At 70.2% G+C, this 17,993-nt stretch carries 18 protein-coding genes and 1 tRNA gene; 13 read left to right on the top strand and 6 right to left on the bottom strand.

The window, feature by feature from the left end; all coding sequences use genetic code 11:
• The first annotated feature begins 52 nt into the window (after positions 1 to 52).
• A tRNA-Arg gene (locus DPQ65_RS09690) sits at positions 53 to 124 on the top strand.
• Between the two features lie 74 nt (positions 125 to 198).
• Here DPQ65_RS09690 and DPQ65_RS09685 read toward each other — a convergent pair.
• The gene (locus tag DPQ65_RS09685; protein ID WP_114907147.1) at positions 199 to 666 is read right to left on the bottom strand and encodes a GNAT family N-acetyltransferase; all 468 of its coding nucleotides are present in this window, start codon (positions 664 to 666) and stop codon (positions 199 to 201) included.
• Positions 667 to 766: 100 nt separating this feature from the next.
• Between DPQ65_RS09685 and argS the strand changes: the two genes are divergently transcribed.
• From argS to rho, 4 genes are all read left to right on the top strand, one after another.
• Positions 767 to 2,410 carry an arginine--tRNA ligase gene (argS, locus tag DPQ65_RS09680; RefSeq protein WP_114907146.1) on the top strand — a complete coding sequence of 548 codons (1,644 nt, stop codon included), beginning with the start codon at positions 767 to 769 and terminating at the stop codon, positions 2,408 to 2,410.
• Positions 2,407 to 3,405, top strand: a complete 999-nt coding sequence (locus tag DPQ65_RS09675) for a homoserine dehydrogenase (protein WP_162802146.1) — start codon at positions 2,407 to 2,409, stop codon at positions 3,403 to 3,405. Before argS ends, DPQ65_RS09675 begins: the two co-directional genes overlap by 4 nt.
• Positions 3,406 to 3,493: 88 nt before the next feature.
• On the top strand, positions 3,494 to 4,927 hold the full coding sequence (locus DPQ65_RS09670) for an aldehyde dehydrogenase family protein (protein WP_114907479.1): 1,434 nt from the start codon (positions 3,494 to 3,496) through the stop codon (positions 4,925 to 4,927).
• 346 nt (positions 4,928 to 5,273) lie between these two features.
• Positions 5,274 to 7,382 (top strand): transcription termination factor Rho, encoded by a 2,109-nt coding sequence (gene rho, locus DPQ65_RS09665; protein WP_114907144.1) that lies wholly within the window; start codon positions 5,274 to 5,276, stop codon positions 7,380 to 7,382.
• 81 nt (positions 7,383 to 7,463) lie between these two features.
• On the opposite strand, the gene DPQ65_RS09660 is transcribed toward rho, so the two are convergent.
• Complete coding sequence (locus DPQ65_RS09660) at positions 7,464 to 7,958, bottom strand: winged helix-turn-helix transcriptional regulator (protein WP_114907143.1); 495 nt, start codon at positions 7,956 to 7,958, stop codon at positions 7,464 to 7,466.
• A 91-nt stretch (positions 7,959 to 8,049) separates the two neighbouring features.
• On the opposite strand from DPQ65_RS09660, the gene DPQ65_RS09655 reads away from it, so the two are divergent.
• The gene (locus DPQ65_RS09655; protein ID WP_114907142.1) at positions 8,050 to 8,559 is read left to right on the top strand and encodes an SRPBCC family protein; all 510 of its coding nucleotides are present in this window, start codon (positions 8,050 to 8,052) and stop codon (positions 8,557 to 8,559) included.
• On the opposite strand, the gene DPQ65_RS09650 is transcribed toward DPQ65_RS09655, so the two are convergent.
• From DPQ65_RS09650 to nthA, 3 genes are read right to left on the bottom strand one after another with little or no spacing between them, the layout of a single operon-like run.
• Entirely contained in the window at positions 8,543 to 8,908 is a 366-nt protein-coding gene (locus DPQ65_RS09650) for a nitrile hydratase accessory protein (protein ID WP_202863071.1), read from the bottom strand. The two genes, DPQ65_RS09655 and DPQ65_RS09650, sit on opposite strands and share 17 nt — an antisense overlap.
• Positions 8,905 to 9,552, bottom strand: a complete 648-nt coding sequence (nthB, locus tag DPQ65_RS09645; RefSeq protein WP_114907141.1) for a nitrile hydratase subunit beta — start codon at positions 9,550 to 9,552, stop codon at positions 8,905 to 8,907. Before nthB ends, DPQ65_RS09650 begins: the two co-directional genes overlap by 4 nt.
• Complete coding sequence (nthA, locus tag DPQ65_RS09640) at positions 9,549 to 10,193, bottom strand: nitrile hydratase subunit alpha (protein WP_114907140.1); 645 nt, start codon at positions 10,191 to 10,193, stop codon at positions 9,549 to 9,551. Before nthA ends, nthB begins: the two co-directional genes overlap by 4 nt.
• 158 nt (positions 10,194 to 10,351) lie before the next feature.
• Here nthA and rpmE point away from each other — a divergent pair, with 158 nt between their 5' ends.
• The 3 genes from rpmE to prmC all read left to right on the top strand — a co-directional run bounded on the left by rpmE (position 10,352) and on the right by prmC (position 12,813).
• Entirely contained in the window at positions 10,352 to 10,570 is a 219-nt protein-coding gene (rpmE, locus tag DPQ65_RS09635; RefSeq protein ID WP_114907139.1) for a 50S ribosomal protein L31, read from the top strand.
• A gap of 122 nt (positions 10,571 to 10,692) precedes the next feature.
• Positions 10,693 to 11,784 (top strand): peptide chain release factor 1, encoded by a 1,092-nt coding sequence (prfA, locus tag DPQ65_RS09630; protein WP_114907138.1) that lies wholly within the window; start codon positions 10,693 to 10,695, stop codon positions 11,782 to 11,784.
• A gap of 168 nt (positions 11,785 to 11,952) precedes the next feature.
• Positions 11,953 to 12,813: a peptide chain release factor N(5)-glutamine methyltransferase gene (gene prmC, locus DPQ65_RS09625; RefSeq protein ID WP_420330089.1), complete on the top strand. Its 861-nt coding sequence runs from the start codon at positions 11,953 to 11,955 to the stop codon at positions 12,811 to 12,813.
• A gap of 336 nt (positions 12,814 to 13,149) precedes the next feature.
• Here the strand turns inward: prmC and DPQ65_RS09620 are convergent, their stop codons facing one another.
• Complete coding sequence (locus tag DPQ65_RS09620) at positions 13,150 to 13,830, bottom strand: pentapeptide repeat-containing protein (RefSeq protein WP_162802145.1); 681 nt, start codon at positions 13,828 to 13,830, stop codon at positions 13,150 to 13,152.
• A 250-nt stretch (positions 13,831 to 14,080) separates the two neighbouring features.
• On the opposite strand from DPQ65_RS09620, the gene DPQ65_RS09615 reads away from it, so the two are divergent.
• The 4 genes from DPQ65_RS09615 to DPQ65_RS09600 all read left to right on the top strand — a co-directional run bounded on the left by DPQ65_RS09615 (position 14,081) and on the right by DPQ65_RS09600 (position 17,973).
• Positions 14,081 to 14,899, top strand: coding sequence for an L-threonylcarbamoyladenylate synthase (locus DPQ65_RS09615; protein ID WP_337589682.1), 819 nt, complete (start codon positions 14,081 to 14,083; stop codon positions 14,897 to 14,899).
• Between the two features lie 4 nt (positions 14,900 to 14,903).
• Positions 14,904 to 16,196: a serine hydroxymethyltransferase gene (locus DPQ65_RS09610; protein WP_114907134.1), complete on the top strand. Its 1,293-nt coding sequence runs from the start codon at positions 14,904 to 14,906 to the stop codon at positions 16,194 to 16,196.
• Positions 16,197 to 16,262: 66 nt separating this feature from the next.
• Positions 16,263 to 17,360 carry a glycosyltransferase family 4 protein gene (locus DPQ65_RS09605; RefSeq protein WP_114907133.1) on the top strand — a complete coding sequence of 366 codons (1,098 nt, stop codon included), beginning with the start codon at positions 16,263 to 16,265 and terminating at the stop codon, positions 17,358 to 17,360.
• A gap of 148 nt (positions 17,361 to 17,508) precedes the next feature.
• The gene (locus DPQ65_RS09600) at positions 17,509 to 17,973 is read left to right on the top strand and encodes a hypothetical protein (RefSeq protein ID WP_162802144.1); all 465 of its coding nucleotides are present in this window, start codon (positions 17,509 to 17,511) and stop codon (positions 17,971 to 17,973) included.
• The last annotated feature ends 20 nt before the right edge of the window (positions 17,974 to 17,993 follow it).

Below are 17,993 nucleotides of genomic sequence, written 5' to 3'. Positions count from 1 at the left end.
GGATGAGCGATGACGGAGCATCCCTCCCGGGCTGGTAATCTGTGACGCCGTTGCCCCCGTAGCTCAGGGGATAGAGCACCGCCCTCCGGAGGCGGGAGCGCAGGTTCGAATCCTGCCGGGGGCGCAACGACACCACAGGCCGCTGACCTGGAGTAACAGGTCAGCGGCCTGTGTGCGTGCGCTCCGTGGTCGAGCCACCTACGGCCGAGCCACCTCGGCGGTGGAACGCGTGCCCACAACCTGGTCGAAGAGGCGCTCGCCGGTCGGCTCGAAGCCGCAGCGCAGATAGAAGTCCTCCGGACCGCCTTCACCCTCGGCCCACAGGACGGTCATCCGCTCCTGGCCGCGGCTGCGAGCCTCGCGGGCCACCTCTTCGACCGCATACCGACCCACGCCCTGCCCCTGGGTGTCGGCGGCAACGCTCAGCCGCCAGATTCCGCAGCGGAAGGCTTCCATGTCGTTCTCCGGGTCGAAGTTGGCCATGACGAACCCGACCACCTCCGTGTCCCGCAGGATCGCTCTGGGCCAGGCTGTCGGGGTCACGTAGGCCTCGGCGATCGAGTGCACGACGGGGGCTACGAACTGTTCCTGCCCGGGTCTGAGGGCAAACTCGGTCAAGGCCGGCAAGTTCTGGCTGGTCACGTTCTCCAGGTGCAGTCGACTCATGTCTGCACCGTAGGGGCGAGCACGGACACCATCCTGCTGCCCGCGCCCCTCGGCATACGCCCGTCGTCTGGCAGTGCCCCACGGAACTAGACTCCACTGGGTGACCCCTGAGCAACTCGCCGCAGCCATCATTGCCGCCCTCGACCAGGCCGTCGCCGCCGGCGACCTCACCGTCGAGGTTCCGCGTGAGGTGCGCGTCGAGCGACCCAGGAGTAGGGAGCACGGCGACTGGTCCACGAATATCGCGCTGCAACTGGCCAAACCGGCCGGTGTGCCACCGCGCGACCTGGCGACCGACCTCGCCGGACGACTGGGTGCGGTGGACGGGATCGCCGCGGTGGAGGTCGCCGGACCGGGCTTCCTCAACATCACCCTGGACGCCGCGAGCGCCGGTGAGCTGGCTCGCAGCATCGTGGATGCGGGTGCGACGTTCGGCAGCAACCAGACGATGCAGGGCCGGGTCCTCAACCTGGAGTTCGTCTCGGCGAACCCGACCGGCCCACTGCACATCGGGCACACCCGTTGGGCGGCACTCGGCGACGCGATCCGCCGCCTGCTGCTCGCCTCGGGTGCCGAGGTCACCGCCGAGCACTACACCAATGACGCCGGCCACCAGATGGACCTCTTCGGCGCCTCGATCGTGGCCCGTGCCGCCGGCACGGAGGTGCCCGAGGGCGGCTACCCCGGTGAGTATGTCGAGGGGCTGGCCGCCGGAGTGCTCGCCGAGCGCCCGGACCTGCTGGAGCTGCCCGCGGACGAGCAGGTCCAGGTGGCCCGGGAACTGGGCTACCGGCTCCAGCTCGCACAGATGCAGGAGACCCTGGACAGCTTCCAGGTGCACTTCGACGTCTGGTTCTCCGAGCGCACCCTGCACGACGGTGCCGTGGAGCAGGCCGTGGAGCGGCTGCGTGAGCAGGGCCACGTCTTCGACCAGGACGGCGCGGTCTGGCTGCGCACCACCGACTTCGGTGACGACCGCGACCGCGTGCTCATCCGCGCCAACGGGGTGCCCACCTACTTCGCCTCCGATGCGGCGTACTACCTGAGCAAGAAGGACCGCGGCTTCCCGGAGAAGATCTATCTGCTCGGCGCCGACCACCATGGCTACGTTGGTCGCCTCAAGGCGATCGCCGCGTGCGCGGGCGACGATCCGCAGGTCAACATCGAGATCCTGATCGGTCAGCTGATCACGATCGCCGGTGCCCGGATGGGCAAACGGCGCGGCAACGCCATCTATCTCACCGACCTGCTCGAGTGGATCGGGTCCGACCCGCTGCGCTACTCCCTGGCCCGCTACCCCGCCGACTCCCCGCTGGACCTGGACGGCGAGGAGATGCGCAAGCGGAGCAACGACAACCCGGTCTTCTACGTGCAGTACGCCCACGCGCGCACCTGCAACGTGGCACGCCTGGCCGGTGAGGACGGCGTCCACCGCACCGACGGGTTCGACCCCTCCTTGCTGAACCACGAGGCCGAGGCCACTCTGCTCGCGGCGCTCGGCGACTTCCCGCGGGTCGTGGCTCAGGCCGCGACCCTGCGGGAACCCCACCGGGTGGCGCGCTACCTGGAGTCCCTGGCCGCCTCCTTCCACAAGTGGTACGACGAGTGCCGGGTCCGCCCCACGGACCAGCACGAGGAGATCACCGACCTGCACCGCACCCGGCTGTGGCTCAACGACGCCACCCGGCAGGTGCTGGCCAACGGCCTGGGACTGCTGGGCGTCACCGCCCCGGAGCGGATGTGAGTGCCGTGCCCGCCGTGCGCGTCGCGCTCCTCGGCGCCGGCACCGTCGGCGCCGCCGTCGCGCGCCGGCTGACCGACCGGGCAGATCTGCTCGAGCAACGGGTCGGGGCTCCGCTGGAGCTGACCGGCATCGCGGTGCGCGACGTGAGTCGCCCCCGTGACCTGGCCGGGGTCCCCCAGGGACTCCTCACCGACGACCCAGAGTCCCTGGTCGATCAGGCGGACGTCGTCGTGGAGGTGATGGGCGGCATACAGCCTGCTCGTGGGCTGATCGAGCGCGCCCTCGCCGCGGGTGCCGACGTGGTCACCGCCAACAAGCAGTTGCTGGCCCAGCACGGCGTCGAGCTGCAGGACCTGGCTGACCGGGCCGGGCGCTCCCTGGAGTACGAGGCCGCCGTGGTCGCCGCCGTGCCGGTGATGCGCACGGTGAACCAGGCGCTGGCCGGTGACAAGATCCTGTCGATCAGCGGCATCGTCAACGGCTCGACCAACTACATCCTCGACATGGTTGCCCGGCTGGGTGTGCCCTTCCAGGAAGCGGTGCAGCAGGCGGGTGACCTGGGATATCTCGAGGCCGACCCCGCGGAGGACCTCGACGGGCTGGACGCCGCGGCCAAGATCGTGCTCCTGGCGCGCGTTGCCTGGGGCGAGGACGTCGGGCTGGAGGATGTGCAGCGCGAGGGGATCACCGGACTGACCGACGCCGACTTCGAGAACGCTCGCGGCACCGGCCAGGTGATCAAGCTGATCGCGTCCGCGTGGTGTTCCGGGCCTCCCTCCGCGCGGCGCGTCGAGGTGGCGGTGCGGCCGACCCCGGTCGCGGCCGACCATCCCTTCGGGCTCACCCGGGAGGGCACCAACATGGTGATCATCGAGGCCGAGTCGGCCGGGAGCCTGCGGCTCTCGGGTGCCGGTGCCGGTGGCGATGAGACCGCGTCGGCCGTGCTCGGCGACGTGGTCAACGTGGCGCGGTCCAGGGTGGCTGCGCGAGACTAGGGCGGGAGCCGTGCCGATCCTCCCCAAAAATGGTGATGGAGCGGTCCAAACCTCCCCAAGAATTGGAGTGGACGTGGACGAGCAGTTGATGCACATTGGCGGCGAGTGGGTGCCTGCGGCATCCGGTGAGACCCTCGAGGTGATCACACCGACCGACCGCAACGTGGTGATCGCCACGACGCCGCGTGCCCGGGCCGAGGACGCCGATCGAGCGGTGAGGGCAGCCCGGGCTGCGTTCCCGGCTTGGGCCGCGTTGTCCTTCACCGAGCGCCAGCGGGCGCTCCTGCGGATCGCGGACTCCCTCGAGGAGCACGTCGAGGACCTGGCCACGCTGACGGCCCTGGACACCGGCAACGCGATCCGGACCCAGGCCCGCCCGGAGGCGCTCAACCTGGTCGCGTGCTTCCGTTATATGGCGGGAGTCGCGGGCGAGGTGAAGGGCACCGTGCTGCCGACCGCCGACGGCCAGCTGCAGTACACCAGGCGCCAGCCCCTCGGGGTCGTCGCCGGCATCCTGCCGTGGAACAGCCCGCTGATGATTGCCGGGTTCAAGGTGCCCGGCGCCCTCGTGGCCGGCAACACCATGGTGCTCAAGGCTGCCGAGGACGCACCGCTGACCATCCTGGAGCTCGCCCGGATCTGCGCCGAGCACCTGCCACCCGGTGTGCTCAATGTCGTCACCGGCTACGGCGCCGAGATCGGCGAGGCCCTCGTCCAGCACGAGGACGTGGACAAGGTCTCCTTCACCGGGTCGACGCTCGTCGGGCACCAGGTGGCAGCCAAGGCCGGGGCCCGGCTGGCGCACACCTCCCTGGAGCTCGGCGGCAAGTCGCCCTGCATCGTGGACGCCGACTCGTGCACCGACGAGGTCGTCGAGCAGGTGCTCCTGGCGAGTCGGTTCGCCCGGCAGAGCCAGAGCTGCACCACCGGCTCACGCCTGTTCCTGCACGAGGAGGTGCACGATGAGTTCCTCGCCAAGCTGGTCGCCCGCACCGAGCAGCTGGTCGTGGGCGACCCCCGCGAGGAGGCCTCCGACATCGGTTGCATCATCAACGCCAAGCAGTGGGACCGGGTGCAGGGCTACATCGAGGACGGCCTCGCTCAGGAGGGCGTCGAGGTGGCGTATGACGGTCGGCCGGCCCTGCAGGTCGGTCCGCCTGGGTTCTACCACGCGCCGATGATCCTCACCCAGGTCTCCAATGACTGGCGGATCGCGCAGGAGGAGATCTTTGGGCCCGTCCTGGCGGTCATCCCGTGGAAGGGCCAGGAAGAGGTCGTGTCGATGGCCAACGACTCGCACTACGGCCTGGCGGCGTTCGTCTTCTCCAAGAATCTGGACCGCGCGCTGACAATGGCCCACCAGATCGACTCCGGCTGGGTCCAGGTCAACCAGGGCGGCGGTCAGGTCGTCGGCCAGTCCTACGGTGGCATGAAGACCAGCGGCATCGGTCGCGAGCTCTCCCTGGAGGGCATGCTGGAAGGGTTCACCCAGATCAAGCAGGTCAACGTCAAGCTCGGCTGAGCCACGGACCGGAGCCCCGACGCTCCCGCCAGTCCGATGTCCCCGGCGGGCCTGCCACAGGTGTGCCCGGGGTGGCCTGCCACCGGTGTGTCGGAGCGCGTATTCGAGGTGTGGACCAACAAGTGATACCGTGAAGACACACTCGCGAATGACGCTGCGGGATCAGCCCGTGGTTCTCGTGTAGTGATCCCACCACCATGCATGTGGTGCAGCCACGCGCTTCTCGCGTGGTCACATCGCCTCGCACTGGTCGGTGATTCCCACTCGGGCCGGCAAGAGCCGGATCACCCTTGTTACCCCTGGGCCACGCATGGTGCGGGCCCCTCCGAGGGAGAAGGAAACCTTCGTGACAGACACCACCGAAACCGCTGCACCGAGCCGCTCCGGGGGCTCTTTGAGCTCGATGCGCGTTGCTGAGCTGCAGTCCCTGGCCGGGAGCATGGGCATCACCGTGTCTCCCAAGATGCGTAAGGCGGACCTCGTCGAAGCGATCAGGGCCAGGCGGGAGGGCGGCAACACGACCGCGACCAGCAAGACTGCGCCAGCCGCCGAGAAGGCCGCTCCGGCCGCGGCGCGCGACGAGACGCCTCAGACCAACGACCGTTCCACCGCTCCCCAGGCCGCTGAGGGGACAGGCGCCACGGAGCCCGAGCAGCGGGCGCCGCGCCGCTCGCGCCGTGTCGCAGCTGCGGCCGGTGCGCCGCAGTCACGCGCCGCGGGCAAGGACGACAGCGCCCCCGCGCAGGACGCTCCGAGCGACTCTGACAGCCAGCAGCCCCGCCAGGACCGTGAGCCGCGCGACGAGTCCCGCGATGGTGGCCGGGACGAGTCCCGGGACAGTGGCCGTCAGGGCCGTGGCCAGCGCGACAACCGTCAGCAGGACAACCGCCAGGGCGGCAACCAGCAGGGCGGCGGTGAGGACAACCGCCAGGACAACCGTCAGCAGGACAACCGCGGTGGCCAGCAGGACAACCGCCAGGGCGGCAACCAGCAGGGTGGCCGTGACGACAACCGCCAGGGCGGCAACCAGCAGGGTGGCCGTGACGACAACCGCCAGGACAACCGCGGTGGTCAGCAGGACCGGCAGGGCGGCGACGACAACCGCCAGGGTGACAACCGCCAGGGTGACAACCGCCAGGGCGGCCAGAACAACCGCGGCAACCGCTTCGACGACGAGGACGGTGGCCGCGGCCGCCGCCGCAGCCGTCAGCGGGGCCGGGACCGCAAGCGCGGTCGTAACCGGGGCGACAACGACAACTACGCCGACGAGCAGGAGACCAGCTACAGCGAGGAGGACGTGCTCGTCCCCGTCGCCGGTGTCCTGGACATCCTCGACAACTACGGCTTCATCCGCACCACCGGTTACCTGCCCGGCCCGAGCGATGTCTACGTCCCGATGGGCATGGTCCGCAAGAACGGTCTGCGCAAGGGTGACGCGGTCACCGGTGCGATCAAGGCCGACGGCCAGCAGCAGCACTCCGGGGGGCGCGGCGACCGCCAGAAGTACAACGCACTGGTCCGTCTCGACACTGTCAACGGCCAGTCCCCGGAGGAGGCCAAGGGCCGTGCGGAGTTCTCCAAGCTGACCCCGCTCTACCCCCAGGACCGTCTGCGGCTGGAGACCGAGCAGAAGAACCTGACGACGCGGATGATCGACCTGGTCAGCCCGATCGGCAAGGGACAGCGTGGCCTGATCGTCTCCCCGCCCAAGGCGGGCAAGACCCTCATCCTGCAGTCGATCGCGAACGCGATCACGCAGAACAACCCCGAGGCGCACCTGATGATCGTCCTGGTGGACGAGCGCCCCGAGGAGGTCACCGACATGCAGCGCACGGTCAAGGGTGAGGTCATCGCCTCCACCTTCGACCGTCCGGCCGACGACCACACCACCGTGGCCGAGCTGGCCATCGAGCGGGCCAAGCGTCTGGTCGAGATGGGCGGCGACGTCGTCGTCCTGCTCGACTCGATCACCCGCCTGGGTCGCGCCTACAACCTGGCCGCCCCGGCCAGCGGGCGCATCCTGTCCGGTGGTGTCGACTCCAGCGCGCTCTACCCGCCGAAGCGGTTCTTCGGTGCCGCCCGCAACATCGAGCACGGCGGCTCGCTGACCATCCTGGCGACCGCCCTGGTGGAGACCGGCTCCAAGATGGACGAGGTCATCTTCGAGGAGTTCAAGGGCACCGGCAACATGGAGCTGCGCCTGTCCCGCCAGCTGGCGGACCGCCGCATCTTCCCGGCCATCGACGTGAACCCCTCCGGCACGCGCCGCGAGGAGATCCTGATGGGCTCCGAGGAGCTGAAGATCATGTGGAAGCTGCGCCGCGTGCTCTCGGCGCTCGACTCCCAGCAGGCCGTCGAGCTGCTGCTGGACCGGCTCCGAAAGACCAAGTCCAACCACGAGTTCCTCGTGCAGGTGCAGCAGACCTCCTCGGTCAAGCTCGACGACGAGGACTGAGCACCCCCGGACGGCCTCCGGCCGCCTGATCTCGTATGCCGTGTGGCCCGGTTCCCCTCGGGGAGCCGGGCCACACGTGTGTCAGGAGGGCTGCGCTGCGCCGTCGCGGCGTGGTCGTCGTCCCGCGAGATAGTCGGCGGGCATGCCGGGGCCGATCGTGACCGTGATGTCGGCGGGGGCCAGGTCACCGTGCGTGGCGCAGCGGGCCACCGCGTGGACCGGCTCCGGGCAACCCTGGTGGCGATACAGGATCGGCGGCTCGCCGGGGGCCGCCCAGCGGTCGCCCCACTCGGTCAGGGCCACGAGCACGGGCGCCAGGTCGCGCCCCATCTCCGTCAGCACGTAGTCGCGCTGCCGGGGCTCTCCGGGCCGCTCCATCAGGCCGGCCTCGACAAAGCTGTCGAGCCGCGACTGCAGCACGTTCGTCGCGATGCCCAGGTTGTGCTGGAAGTCGGAGAAGCGGGTGACGCCGGCGAACAGCGCGTCGCGGATGACCAACAGACTCCACCGCTCGCCCACGATCTCCAGGGCGCGGGCGATCGAACAGACCTGACTGTCGTATGTCTTGCCCAGCATGGTGCCGATCGTAGCAAGTTGCTTGCGTGATGAAAGTTTGGGTACTACGGTAGTTGCATCATGCAAGTCACGTTCGGCAAGGAGTCCTTTCATGAACACCAACGACCTGACCATCACGTTCTCCGTCGACCAGACCCCCGAGCAGGCCTTCGCCGCCATCAATGACGTCGCGAGCTGGTGGTCCGGAGGTGTCGAGGGCAGCACCACCGCCGTCGGGGACGAATACAGCTACCGAGTGCCGGACCTGCACTACTCCGCGTTTCGGGTCACCGAGTTCGAGCCGCCCCGACGGGTCGCCTGGCTCGTGACGGACAGCTACCTCGGGTTCACCAAGGACCCCGAGGAGTGGACCGGCACCACGGTGCTCTTCGACGTCGCGGAGGTGGGCGGCCGCACCCAGGTCACGTTCACCCACGAGGGGATCACGCCCGAGGTGGAGTGCTACGACGTGTGCTCCACGGCGTGGTCGGACTACATCACCCAGAGCCTGCGGGCCCGGATCGAGTCGGGGTCAGGGCTGCCCGGTGCGTTCAGCGGCGAGGAGTTCGTGGAGGACGCACGGCAGCGCGGCGCAGCACGGCGGCTCAACGCTCAAGGCTGATCGGGTGACCGTGCGGCGTCCGCGCCGCCGCGTCGTGCCAGGCCTGCGTGGTGCGCTCCACGTCGCCGGTCGAGGCGATGCCCCGCTCGGCGAGCACGTCCTGGAGGGCGTCCGCCCAGCACGCGTAGTAGTCGCTGCCATCGGGTGCGCCGTCAGCCACCCGGCGGCCAAGCGCCGCAGCCCATTCCGGCCAGGTGAGGACACCGCGCTCGTGCAGCGCGACAGTCATCGCGAAGACCTGCGCCTGCCAGGGCGCGGCGAAAACCTGCTCGTCGCCGCGCGGTGGCAGGGGCAGGGTGTCCCCGCAGGCGGCCGCGATCTGTCGCAGGGACTCGGCGGCGGTGGTCACCGAGGCTCCTGAGGGACGGGCTGCAGGTAGGGCTCCCAGGCCTCGACCGACACGGTCAGCGTCGGGTCGGCGTCCTCGCCCCACAGCTCCCGCCCGGTGAACTCGACCGTGTAGAGCCACTCCGGCTCCTGGTCCGGGACCTCACCCGGGGGCACCGCGTTGCGGTCGGGGAAGACGTGCGCCCCGCGCACGGCGACGATCGTGCCGACCCGGCCCCGCGCATACCGGGGCAGTCTCGTGTGGCCCACCGGGTTGAGGTCACGGGCGCGCACGGCCTGCCCCTCGGCATACCGGGGCTCGCGGGCGGTGGGTCGCTCGTAGGTGCCCTGCGCCGAGACGCCGGCCAGCAGCTCCTCACCGGTCCGCGCCCGCAGGTCACCCTGCTCCATGATCTCGGTGCCGGCGATCAGGGTCTCGAGGCCACGCACCCAGATCTCGTAGTAGCTGCTGGACAGGTAGGTCGCCGGCGGCAGACTCTCGCGCGCGTGCCGGCTCTGGTCGATGTTCCACTGCCCGAGTGCGCCGAGGGCAAGGGTGATCGCCAGGGCGCGCCGCTCCCACTCCTCGTGGAAGACGGGCTCGTCCGGCTCGGGGAGGACCGGCCCGAAGGACTGCAGCCCCCCGAGGTCGTGGACGCCGTTCACGACGCCCCCTGCGGGGACAGGGCCAGGCCGGTGCCGATCATGGAGTCGCGGGTGACGAGGGCGGCGAGCTCGTCCTCGGTGAGGTCATCGGTCCCCCCGGGGCGACGGGGAATGACGAGGTAGCGCACCTCCGCGGTCGAGTCCCACACCTTGATCTCCGTCTCGTCGGGCAGGGTGACACCGAAGTCGGCGAGCACGCCGCGCGGGTCGATCACCGCCTTGGAGCGGTAGGCCGGCGCCTTGTACCAGACCGGCGGCAGTCCCAGGACGGGCCACGGGTAGCAGGAACACAGGGTGCAGACGACCATGTTGTGCCGGTCTGCGGTGTTCTCCACAGCGACCATGTGCTCGCCCTGCCGGCCCACGTGGCCCAGGGAGGCGATGGCGGCCGTGGCGTCCGTGAGCAGCCACTCGCGGTAGGCCGGGTCGGTCCACGCCCTCGCCACCACCTGGGCTCCGTTGTGCGGCCCGACCTCGGTCTCGTAGCGCTCCACGATCGCGTCGAGCGCCGCAGGATCGACCAGGCCCTTCTCGGTCAGCAGCGTCTCCAGTGCCCGGACGCGGGCGTCCATCGGGGAGAGCTCGCTGAACTCGGGGTGGTCCTCGTGGTGGTGCTGACCGTGGTCGGCGTCGGTGGCCATGGGGCCAGCGTAGGCCTCGGGGGTCAGCGGAGCCTCCCGGGCGGGAACAGATTTTGTGGCGATGCTGTTGTGTCTGGCAGAATCATCCCTTGGCCCTCCGGTTCACGACGCGCGTCCGCGCGCCGACCCGGGGAACTCGCCACCTGTGAGGAGACACCGTGAAGAAGAACATCCACCCCGAGTACGTCGAGACTCGGGTGACCTGCAACTGCGGCGCGCAGTTCACCACCCGCAGCACCGCGACCTCCGGGTCGATCCACGCGGAGGTCTGCTCCGCGTGCCACCCGTTCTACACGGGCAAGCAGAAGATCCTGGACACCGGTGGCCGGGTGGCTCGCTTCCAGGAGCGCTACGGCAAGAAGGCCGCCAGCAAGTAGAACTTTGCACGCCGGTCCCGCGACAGCAGTCGTGGGGCCGGCGTTGCTCTTTCTGCCCGACCCGTGGAGCCCGCTGCGACGCTGTGGGTCGGGTCCCGAGACCGTGATGAAAATGGTGAGGTATGGCTGAGGTGGACGCGAGCGCCGTGGCGCCGCTGCTCGAGGAGTTCTCGGGCATCGAGACCCAGCTGGCCGACCCGGCCACCCACTCCGACCCGGTGGCGCTGAAGCGGCTGAACAAGCGGTATGCCGCGTTGTCGCCGACGATCGCCGCGTTCCGGGAGTGGGAGGCCGCCCGGGGCGACGTCGGTGCCGCCACCGAGATGGCGGCCGAGGACGACTCGTTCGCCGAGGAGCTGCCCGCCCTGCAGGAGCGAGCCGACGTGGCGTCCGAGCGCCTGCGGCGCCTGCTGGTGCCACGCGACCCGGATGATGACCGGGATGTGATCCTGGAGGTCAAGGCCGGGGAGGGCGGCGAGGAGTCGGCACTGTTCGCCGGCGACCTGGTGCGGATGTACCTGCGGTATGCCGAGCGGCGCTCCTGGAAGACCCAGCTGCTGGATGCCACCGAGTCCGACCTCGGCGGCTACAAGGACGTGCGGCTGGCGATCAACGCCCCGGGCACCCCGGCGCCGGGAGAGGCCCCGTGGGCGCGGCTGAAGTATGAGGGCGGCGTCCACCGGGTGCAGCGCGTGCCCGTCACCGAGAGCCAGGGACGCATCCACACCTCCGCGGCCGGGGTCCTGGTCATGCCCGACCTGGACGACCCGGAGGAGGTCGAGCTCGACCCGAACGAGCTCAAGATCGACGTCTTCCGCTCCAGCGGACCCGGCGGCCAGTCGGTCAACACCACCGACTCGGCGGTCCGGATCACCCACCTGCCCACCGGGGTGGTGGTGTCCTGCCAGAACGAGAAGTCCCAGCTGCAGAACAAGGAGTCAGCGCTGCGCGTGCTGCGCGCCCGGCTGCACCAGCACGCCGTGGAGGAGGCCGAGGCCGAGGCCTCGGCCCAGCGCCGCAGCCAGGTGCGCACGGTCGACCGCAGCGAGCGGATCCGCACCTACAACTTCCCGGAGAACCGGATCGCCGACCACCGCACCGGCTTCAAGTCCTACAACCTGGACCACGTGCTCGACGGAGACCTGGACCCGGTCGTGCAGTCCGCCGTGGACGCGGACGAGGCCGCCCGGATGTCCGCGCTCGGCGACCGGTGACCAATTTTTGGGGAGGTTCGGACCGCCCTGCGCGCTTTTTTGGGGAGGATCGGACCGCCCTGCGCGCCTTTGTGGGGAGGCTCGGACCGCCCTGCGCAGCGTGTCAGGAGGGTCGGTCCGTCGCACAGGCGGGCGCGCCCTCTCCGGCCGGAGACCGCGATGGCACCGATGCGTTCGGCGAGTGACCTCGTGCGGGCCGCCGCCCGCGAGCTGACCAACGCCGGGGTAGCGAGCCCACGGGTCGACGCCGAGGCCCTGCTGGCCCACGTCCTGGGCCGAGACGTCGCCGATCTCCGCCGGGCCCTGCTCCTGGGCGAGAAGGTCGCAGAAGCCGACCACACGGCATACCGCCTGCTGGTCGAGCAACGCGCCGCGCGGGTGCCCCTGCAGCACCTCACGGGGTCCGCGCACTTCCGGCACCTCGCACTGCGGGTGGGGCCCGGGGTCTTCGTGCCGCGGCCAGAGACCGAGGTGCTGGTCGACCTCGCCCTCGCCGACCTGCGCAGCGCTCGCGAGCAGCCCGTCGTCGTCGACCTGTGCACCGGCAGCGGCGCGATCGCCCTCGCGCTGGCTGAGGAGTGGCCGACCGCTCGCGTCCACGCCGTCGAGCTCTCCGAGGAGGCCCACGCCTGGGCCGCCGCCAATGTGGACGGCACCGGGCTGCCGGTGGATCTGCGACTGGGCGACGCGACGACCGCCTTCGAGGACCTGCTCGGAGGCGTGGACGTCGTGGTCAGCAACCCGCCCTACATCCCGCCGGGCAGCGTGCCGATCGACCCTGAGGTGCGAGACCACGACCCGCAGGTGGCGCTCTACGGGCTGGGAGAGGACGGGCTGCAGGTCCCGCTGGCGGTGGCGGCACGGGCTGCGCAGCTGCTGGTCCCTGCTGGTGTGCTCCTGATGGAGCACGCCGACGTGCAGGGGGAGGCAATGGTCACGCGGCTGCGGGCGACGGGTGCCTGGTCCGAGGTCGCCGATCACGAGGACCTGACCGGTCTGCCGCGAGTCACCCGGGCGATCCGGGCCTGAGGCCCGGTGTGAGCCGGACACAGAGGTGGCCCCGGCACAAGTGTGCCGGGGCCACGGGACTCGGTCGGTTCGCGCCCAGTGCGGACGCGCCCTGTGGTCGGAGGGAGTCTCGACCGGTGGTGCTCAGAAGATAAAGATCAACAGGGCGATGATCAGCAGGATGCCCACGATCGTCCAGATCAGTCCACTTCCACGCATGTGACTACCTCCTAGGTTGTCGCCCTTCCGGGTTGGAAGGTGCGGCGTTCATCCCCCGACGCTAGCGGCGTGCGGACGTGTTGTCATGTCGAACACCGACCCCTCGCCTGAGCCAGTCCGGTTGGGAGGCAAGCCGGCTCAGTCGGTGACCGTGACGCCGGTCAGGTCCTGGAACGCTGCGATCGCCTGGGCGCTGGACAGGATCGCCCCTGACAGCACATCGAGGCGCTCCCGGGTGCACGGCCCGAGGTCGGCGCCACGCAGATCGGCCCCGTCCAGGTCCGCTCCAGAGAGATCTGTGTGCAGCAGCACGCACCCGTCCAGCACTGCCTCGCGCAGGTCGGTTCCGGCCAGGTTGGCCTCCGTGAAGCGGGTGCCGGTGTGCGACCTCCGGGCCAGCACGATCTGCGGCAGCTCGGCGCCGTAGGCGTTGCAGCCGAGCAGGAGGCACCCCATGCCGCGTGTCGCCTCGGCCACCAGCCCGGTCATCCGGCAGCCGCGGAACTCCGCATCGGTCAGCAGCGCACCGCTGAGCACGGCGCTGGACAGGTCCACCTGGTCGAACCGGGCGTCGCTGAGGTCACAGCGGTCCAGGCGCGCACCGGTCGCCGAGCCGCCGGTGACGCGGACCGCGGACAGGCGGGATCCGGTCAGGTCGACCCCGTTCAACACGCAGTCAGTGAGGACGGCGTCGTCGAGATCGAGGTCGCGCAGTCGCAGCTCCGTCAGGTCGCAACGCACGAGCTCGATGGGCTCGCCGGAGTCGGCCAACTGGTCGAGCTCCGGAGGTGAGGGGCGCTGGTCGGTGAGCGTCGGCATACGAGGATCCTGACACGCAGCACTGACGGGCATGCCCAGGCTAGTGGCCGCCCAACAGCGTGCTCAGGCACTCAGAATGGCGGCCGAACCCGGTTGTGAGCGGGCGTCTCGGGTGTCGGTGCGCTCGGTGGGGGTGAGAGTCGGGTGTCGGCGCGCTCGGTGGGGTGAAAATTCGAGTCCCGGCGCGCTCGGTCGGGTGAAAATTCGAGTCCCGGCGCGCTCGGTCGGGTGGGGGTGGGAAACTGGTGCGGTGATCGTTGACGCCACCGACCCGCAGACCCGCGAGCAGGTCATCGAGCAGGCCGCCCAGGTCGTGCGCGATGGCCGCGTGATCGTGCTGCCGACCGACACCGTCTACGGCGTCGGGGCCGATGCCTTCGACCGCGTGGCGGTCGCGATGGTGCTCGCCGCCAAGCACCGAGGTCGGGAGATGCCGCCACCGGTGCTGGTGCCCAGCACGCGCACGGTCGACGGGCTGGCGACCGACGTGCCGATGTATGCCAAGATCCTCGTCCGCCAGTTCTGGCCGGGGGCCCTGACGATCATCGTGCGCGCCCAGCCGACCCTCGCCTGGGACCTGGGCGAGACCAACGGCACCGTCGCGCTGCGGATGCCGGATGACCTGCTCACGCTGCAGGTGCTCACCGAGGTGGGGCCGATGGCCGTGACCAGCGCCAATGTCACCGGGCAGCCGCCGGCGACCACCGCGCAGGAGGCGCAGGAACAGCTCGGTGGGGCGGTCGCGCTCTATCTGGACGGCGGCCCGCGCACCGACAGCCTGGCCTCCACGATCGTGGACTGCACGGGGGAGGAGCCCGTCGTGCTGCGGCACGGAGCGATCCCCGCCGACCGGCTGCGGGAGGTGCTCGGGGTGACTGTGCTGCACGACGCCCCACCGGCGGTCGAGGACCCGGAACCGGACAGCGAGGAGGCCGCGGCGGCCTCGGCCGACGGCGCCCGGCTGGTCACGCTGCGCGACCCGCTCGCCGTCACGGGCATCCGGCCCAGCGGGGTGAGCATCCGTCCGGGGGACCTGCGCTCCGTGGGTGGGCCCGATTCACTACAGTGACGGTATGAGCACCGAGGTCGAGGCCGACACCTATTACGGACCCAACTACGCCCAGCTCCTGGAGCAGGACCCCGAGATCGCCGGGGTCCTGGTCAGTGAGCTGGATCGGCAGCGCGCGGGGATCCAGTTGATCGCGAGCGAGAACCAGACCTCCCCGGCGGTGCTGGCCGCGATGGGGTCGACGCTGAGCAACAAGTATGCCGAGGGCTACCCCGGTCGCCGCTACTACGGCGGTTGCGCCGAGGTCGACAAGGCCGAGGTGCTGGCCGTCGAGCGGGCCAAGGCTCTGTTCGGGGCCGACCACGCCAACGTCCAGCCACACTCCGGCGCCAGCGCCAACATGGCCGTCTACGGCGCCTTCGCCAAGCCCGGCGACACCGTCCTGGCCATGTCGCTGGACCACGGTGGCCACCTGACCCACGGCTTCAAGGTGTCCTTCTCCGGCAAGTGGTTCAACGCGGTGCACTACGGCGTGGACCGGGAGACCGAGGACATCGACTACGACCAGGTGGAGACCCTGGCCAAGGAGCACCGCCCCAAGATCCTGCTGGCCGGCGGCTCGGCCATCCCGCGCCTCATCGACTTCGAGCGGATGCGCGCCATCGCCGACGAGGTCGGCGCCATCTTCTGGGTGGACGCCGCGCACTTCATCGGCCTGGTTGCCGGACAGGCGATCCCCTCCCCGGTGCCGCACGCCGACGTGGTCAGCTTCACCACCCACAAGGTGCTCCGCGGCCCGCGTGGCGGCGCGATCGTCTGCAAGGAGGAGCACGCCGCCAAGATCGACCGCGCCGTCTTCCCGATGATGCAGGGCGGCCCGCTCATGAACAACGTCGCCGCCAAGGCGGTCAACTTCGCGGAGTGCGCCACCCCGGCCTACCGGGACTACGCCCAGGCCGTCATCGCCAACGCCCAGGCCCTCGCGGGCGGGCTCGGCGAGCGGGGCATCCGCCCGATCACCGGCGGCACCGACACCCATCTGTCGCTGCACGACCTCCAGGGTGTGGGCGTGACCGGCGTCGATGCCGAGGCTCGGTGCGACGCGGCCGGCATCGTGCTCAACAAGAACGCGATCCCGTTCGACCCCGAGAAGCCCAACGTCGCCTCGGGCATCCGCGTGGGCTCCCCGTCGGTCACCACTCAGGGGATGGGCACCGAGGCGATGGACCGTATCGCCGACCTGATCCACCGGGCCGTCACCACCACGGACGGAGACCCTGAGCACGACGGGGCCCGGGCGATCCGCGCCGAGGTGACCGACCTGCTGACCAGCTACCCTGCCTACCCGGCGCCCTGACCTGCCCTGTTCAACGCAACGCGAGCGTCGGCATACGGCCGGCGGGTGAGGACTGTGGGGTGAGCGGTGCGCGAATACCTCCTCGTGCTCCTCATCGCCGCGGTGTTCACGTATGCCGCCACGACCCTGGTCCGTCGCCTCGCCTTCGTCATCGGTGCAGTGACCCCGGTGCGGGCGCGGGACGTGCACTCCGTGCCCATCCCGCGACTGGGGGGTGTGGGCATGTTCCTCGGCTTTGCCGCGGCGGTGGCGGTCGGCAGCCAGTTGCCCTATCTCTCAGGGCTTTTCGAGAGCCGGGAGCTGTTGGGTGTGCTGCTGGGCGGCGGGATCATCACGCTGCTGGGAGCGCTCGACGACGTCCGTGACCTGGACTGGCTGACCAAGCTGGCGGGGCAGGTGCTGGCCGGTGGCGTGATGGCCTTCTTCGGCGTCCAGCTGCTGTCGATCCCGGTCTTCGGCGTGACCGTGCTGCCCGAGCCGGTGCTGGTCACGCTGACGATCATGATCGTGGTGGTTTCCACCAATGCCGTGAACTTCGTCGACGGGCTGGACGGGCTCGCCGCCGGCGTGGTGTTCATCTCGGCCGGGGCCTTCTTCGCCTGGAGCTATCTGGTCAGCCACGACTTCGACCCACCTAACGTCTTCACCACGGCGACCTTCATCACTGCTGCGCTGATGGGGTGCTGCCTGGGCTTCCTGCCGCACAACTTCCACCCGGCCCGACTGTTCATGGGGGATGCCGGTGCCCTCCTGCTGGGCCTGCTGCTGGCTGCCGCCACGATCTCGATGACCGGCAGCGTGGACCCGAGCTCGAGCGTCGCGGCGACGTCGGCGACCACCGCCTTCCTGCTGCCGTTGTTCCTGCCCGTGGCGATCATGGCGCTGCCGATCCTGGACATGCTGCTGGCCGTGGTGCGCCGGACCCGTCGGGGACAGGTGCCGTGGAAGCCGGATGCCCACCATCTGCACCACCAGCTGCTCAAGATCGGGCACAGCCACCGCCGGGCCGTCGCCCTGATGTATCTGTGGGCCGCCCTCCTGGCCGTGGGGGCGGTGTCCTTCGCCTTCTTCCCGCCGCTGATCACCGCCTCGGTCCTGGTGGCGCTGCTGCTCGTGGCGGCGGTCTTGACCTGGCAGCCCGGGAGGCGCACGACCGCGTCCTGAGGCCTGCGTGAGCAAGGTCACCGAGGGTCGGACCACTGGCGGCTGGCCCTTCGCGGGGTGCTTGTGATAACTTTCACAAGCGCACTTCACCGTGTGTTCTGGACAACTCCGACAGCACCGACCCCCGCTCCAATCAGTGAGGAAGCCGATGCCCCGCACTCGCAGCCCCAAGCCACGCCCCCGGCGTGTGCCCGGCTCCGTGCGGCGTCGGATGGTGACCTTCTCCCTCCTGCCCGGACTGGTCGTGGCCCTGCTGGCCGGCGTCATCGCCTGGGCCGTCTGGGACGAGTGGGCCGGGCACTCCGCGCTCCTCGGCGGCGGCATCGGAGTCAGCATCTTCCTGGCCGGGCTGGTCGGCATCACCGGCGTCGTGGCCGGACCCGCCTACGCCACGATGGCCGGGGCGTTCGCCCTCCTCGGCCTCCAGATCATCGTCGGCTTCGCCGTGCTCTATCTGCTCTCCCGCGTCGGCTGGATCGACATGCTCCCGCTCGGGATCGGCTTCCTGGCAGCAGGCATGGCCTTCCAGGTCGGCACCGTCGTGGGCTACACCGGGTCCCGCCAGCTGGTCTTCGGTGACGAAGGTGACTCCACCGCCCGCGAGGTGCGATGATGTCGCGAGCCAACGGCGGG

Source organism: Ornithinimicrobium murale, from assembly GCF_003352835.1.
GTDB classification, from domain to species: Bacteria; Actinomycetota; Actinomycetes; order Actinomycetales; family Dermatophilaceae; genus Ornithinicoccus; species Ornithinicoccus muralis.
Note: the sequence above shows the minus strand (reverse complement) of the source record. Positions and strands in the feature narration are given on the sequence as shown.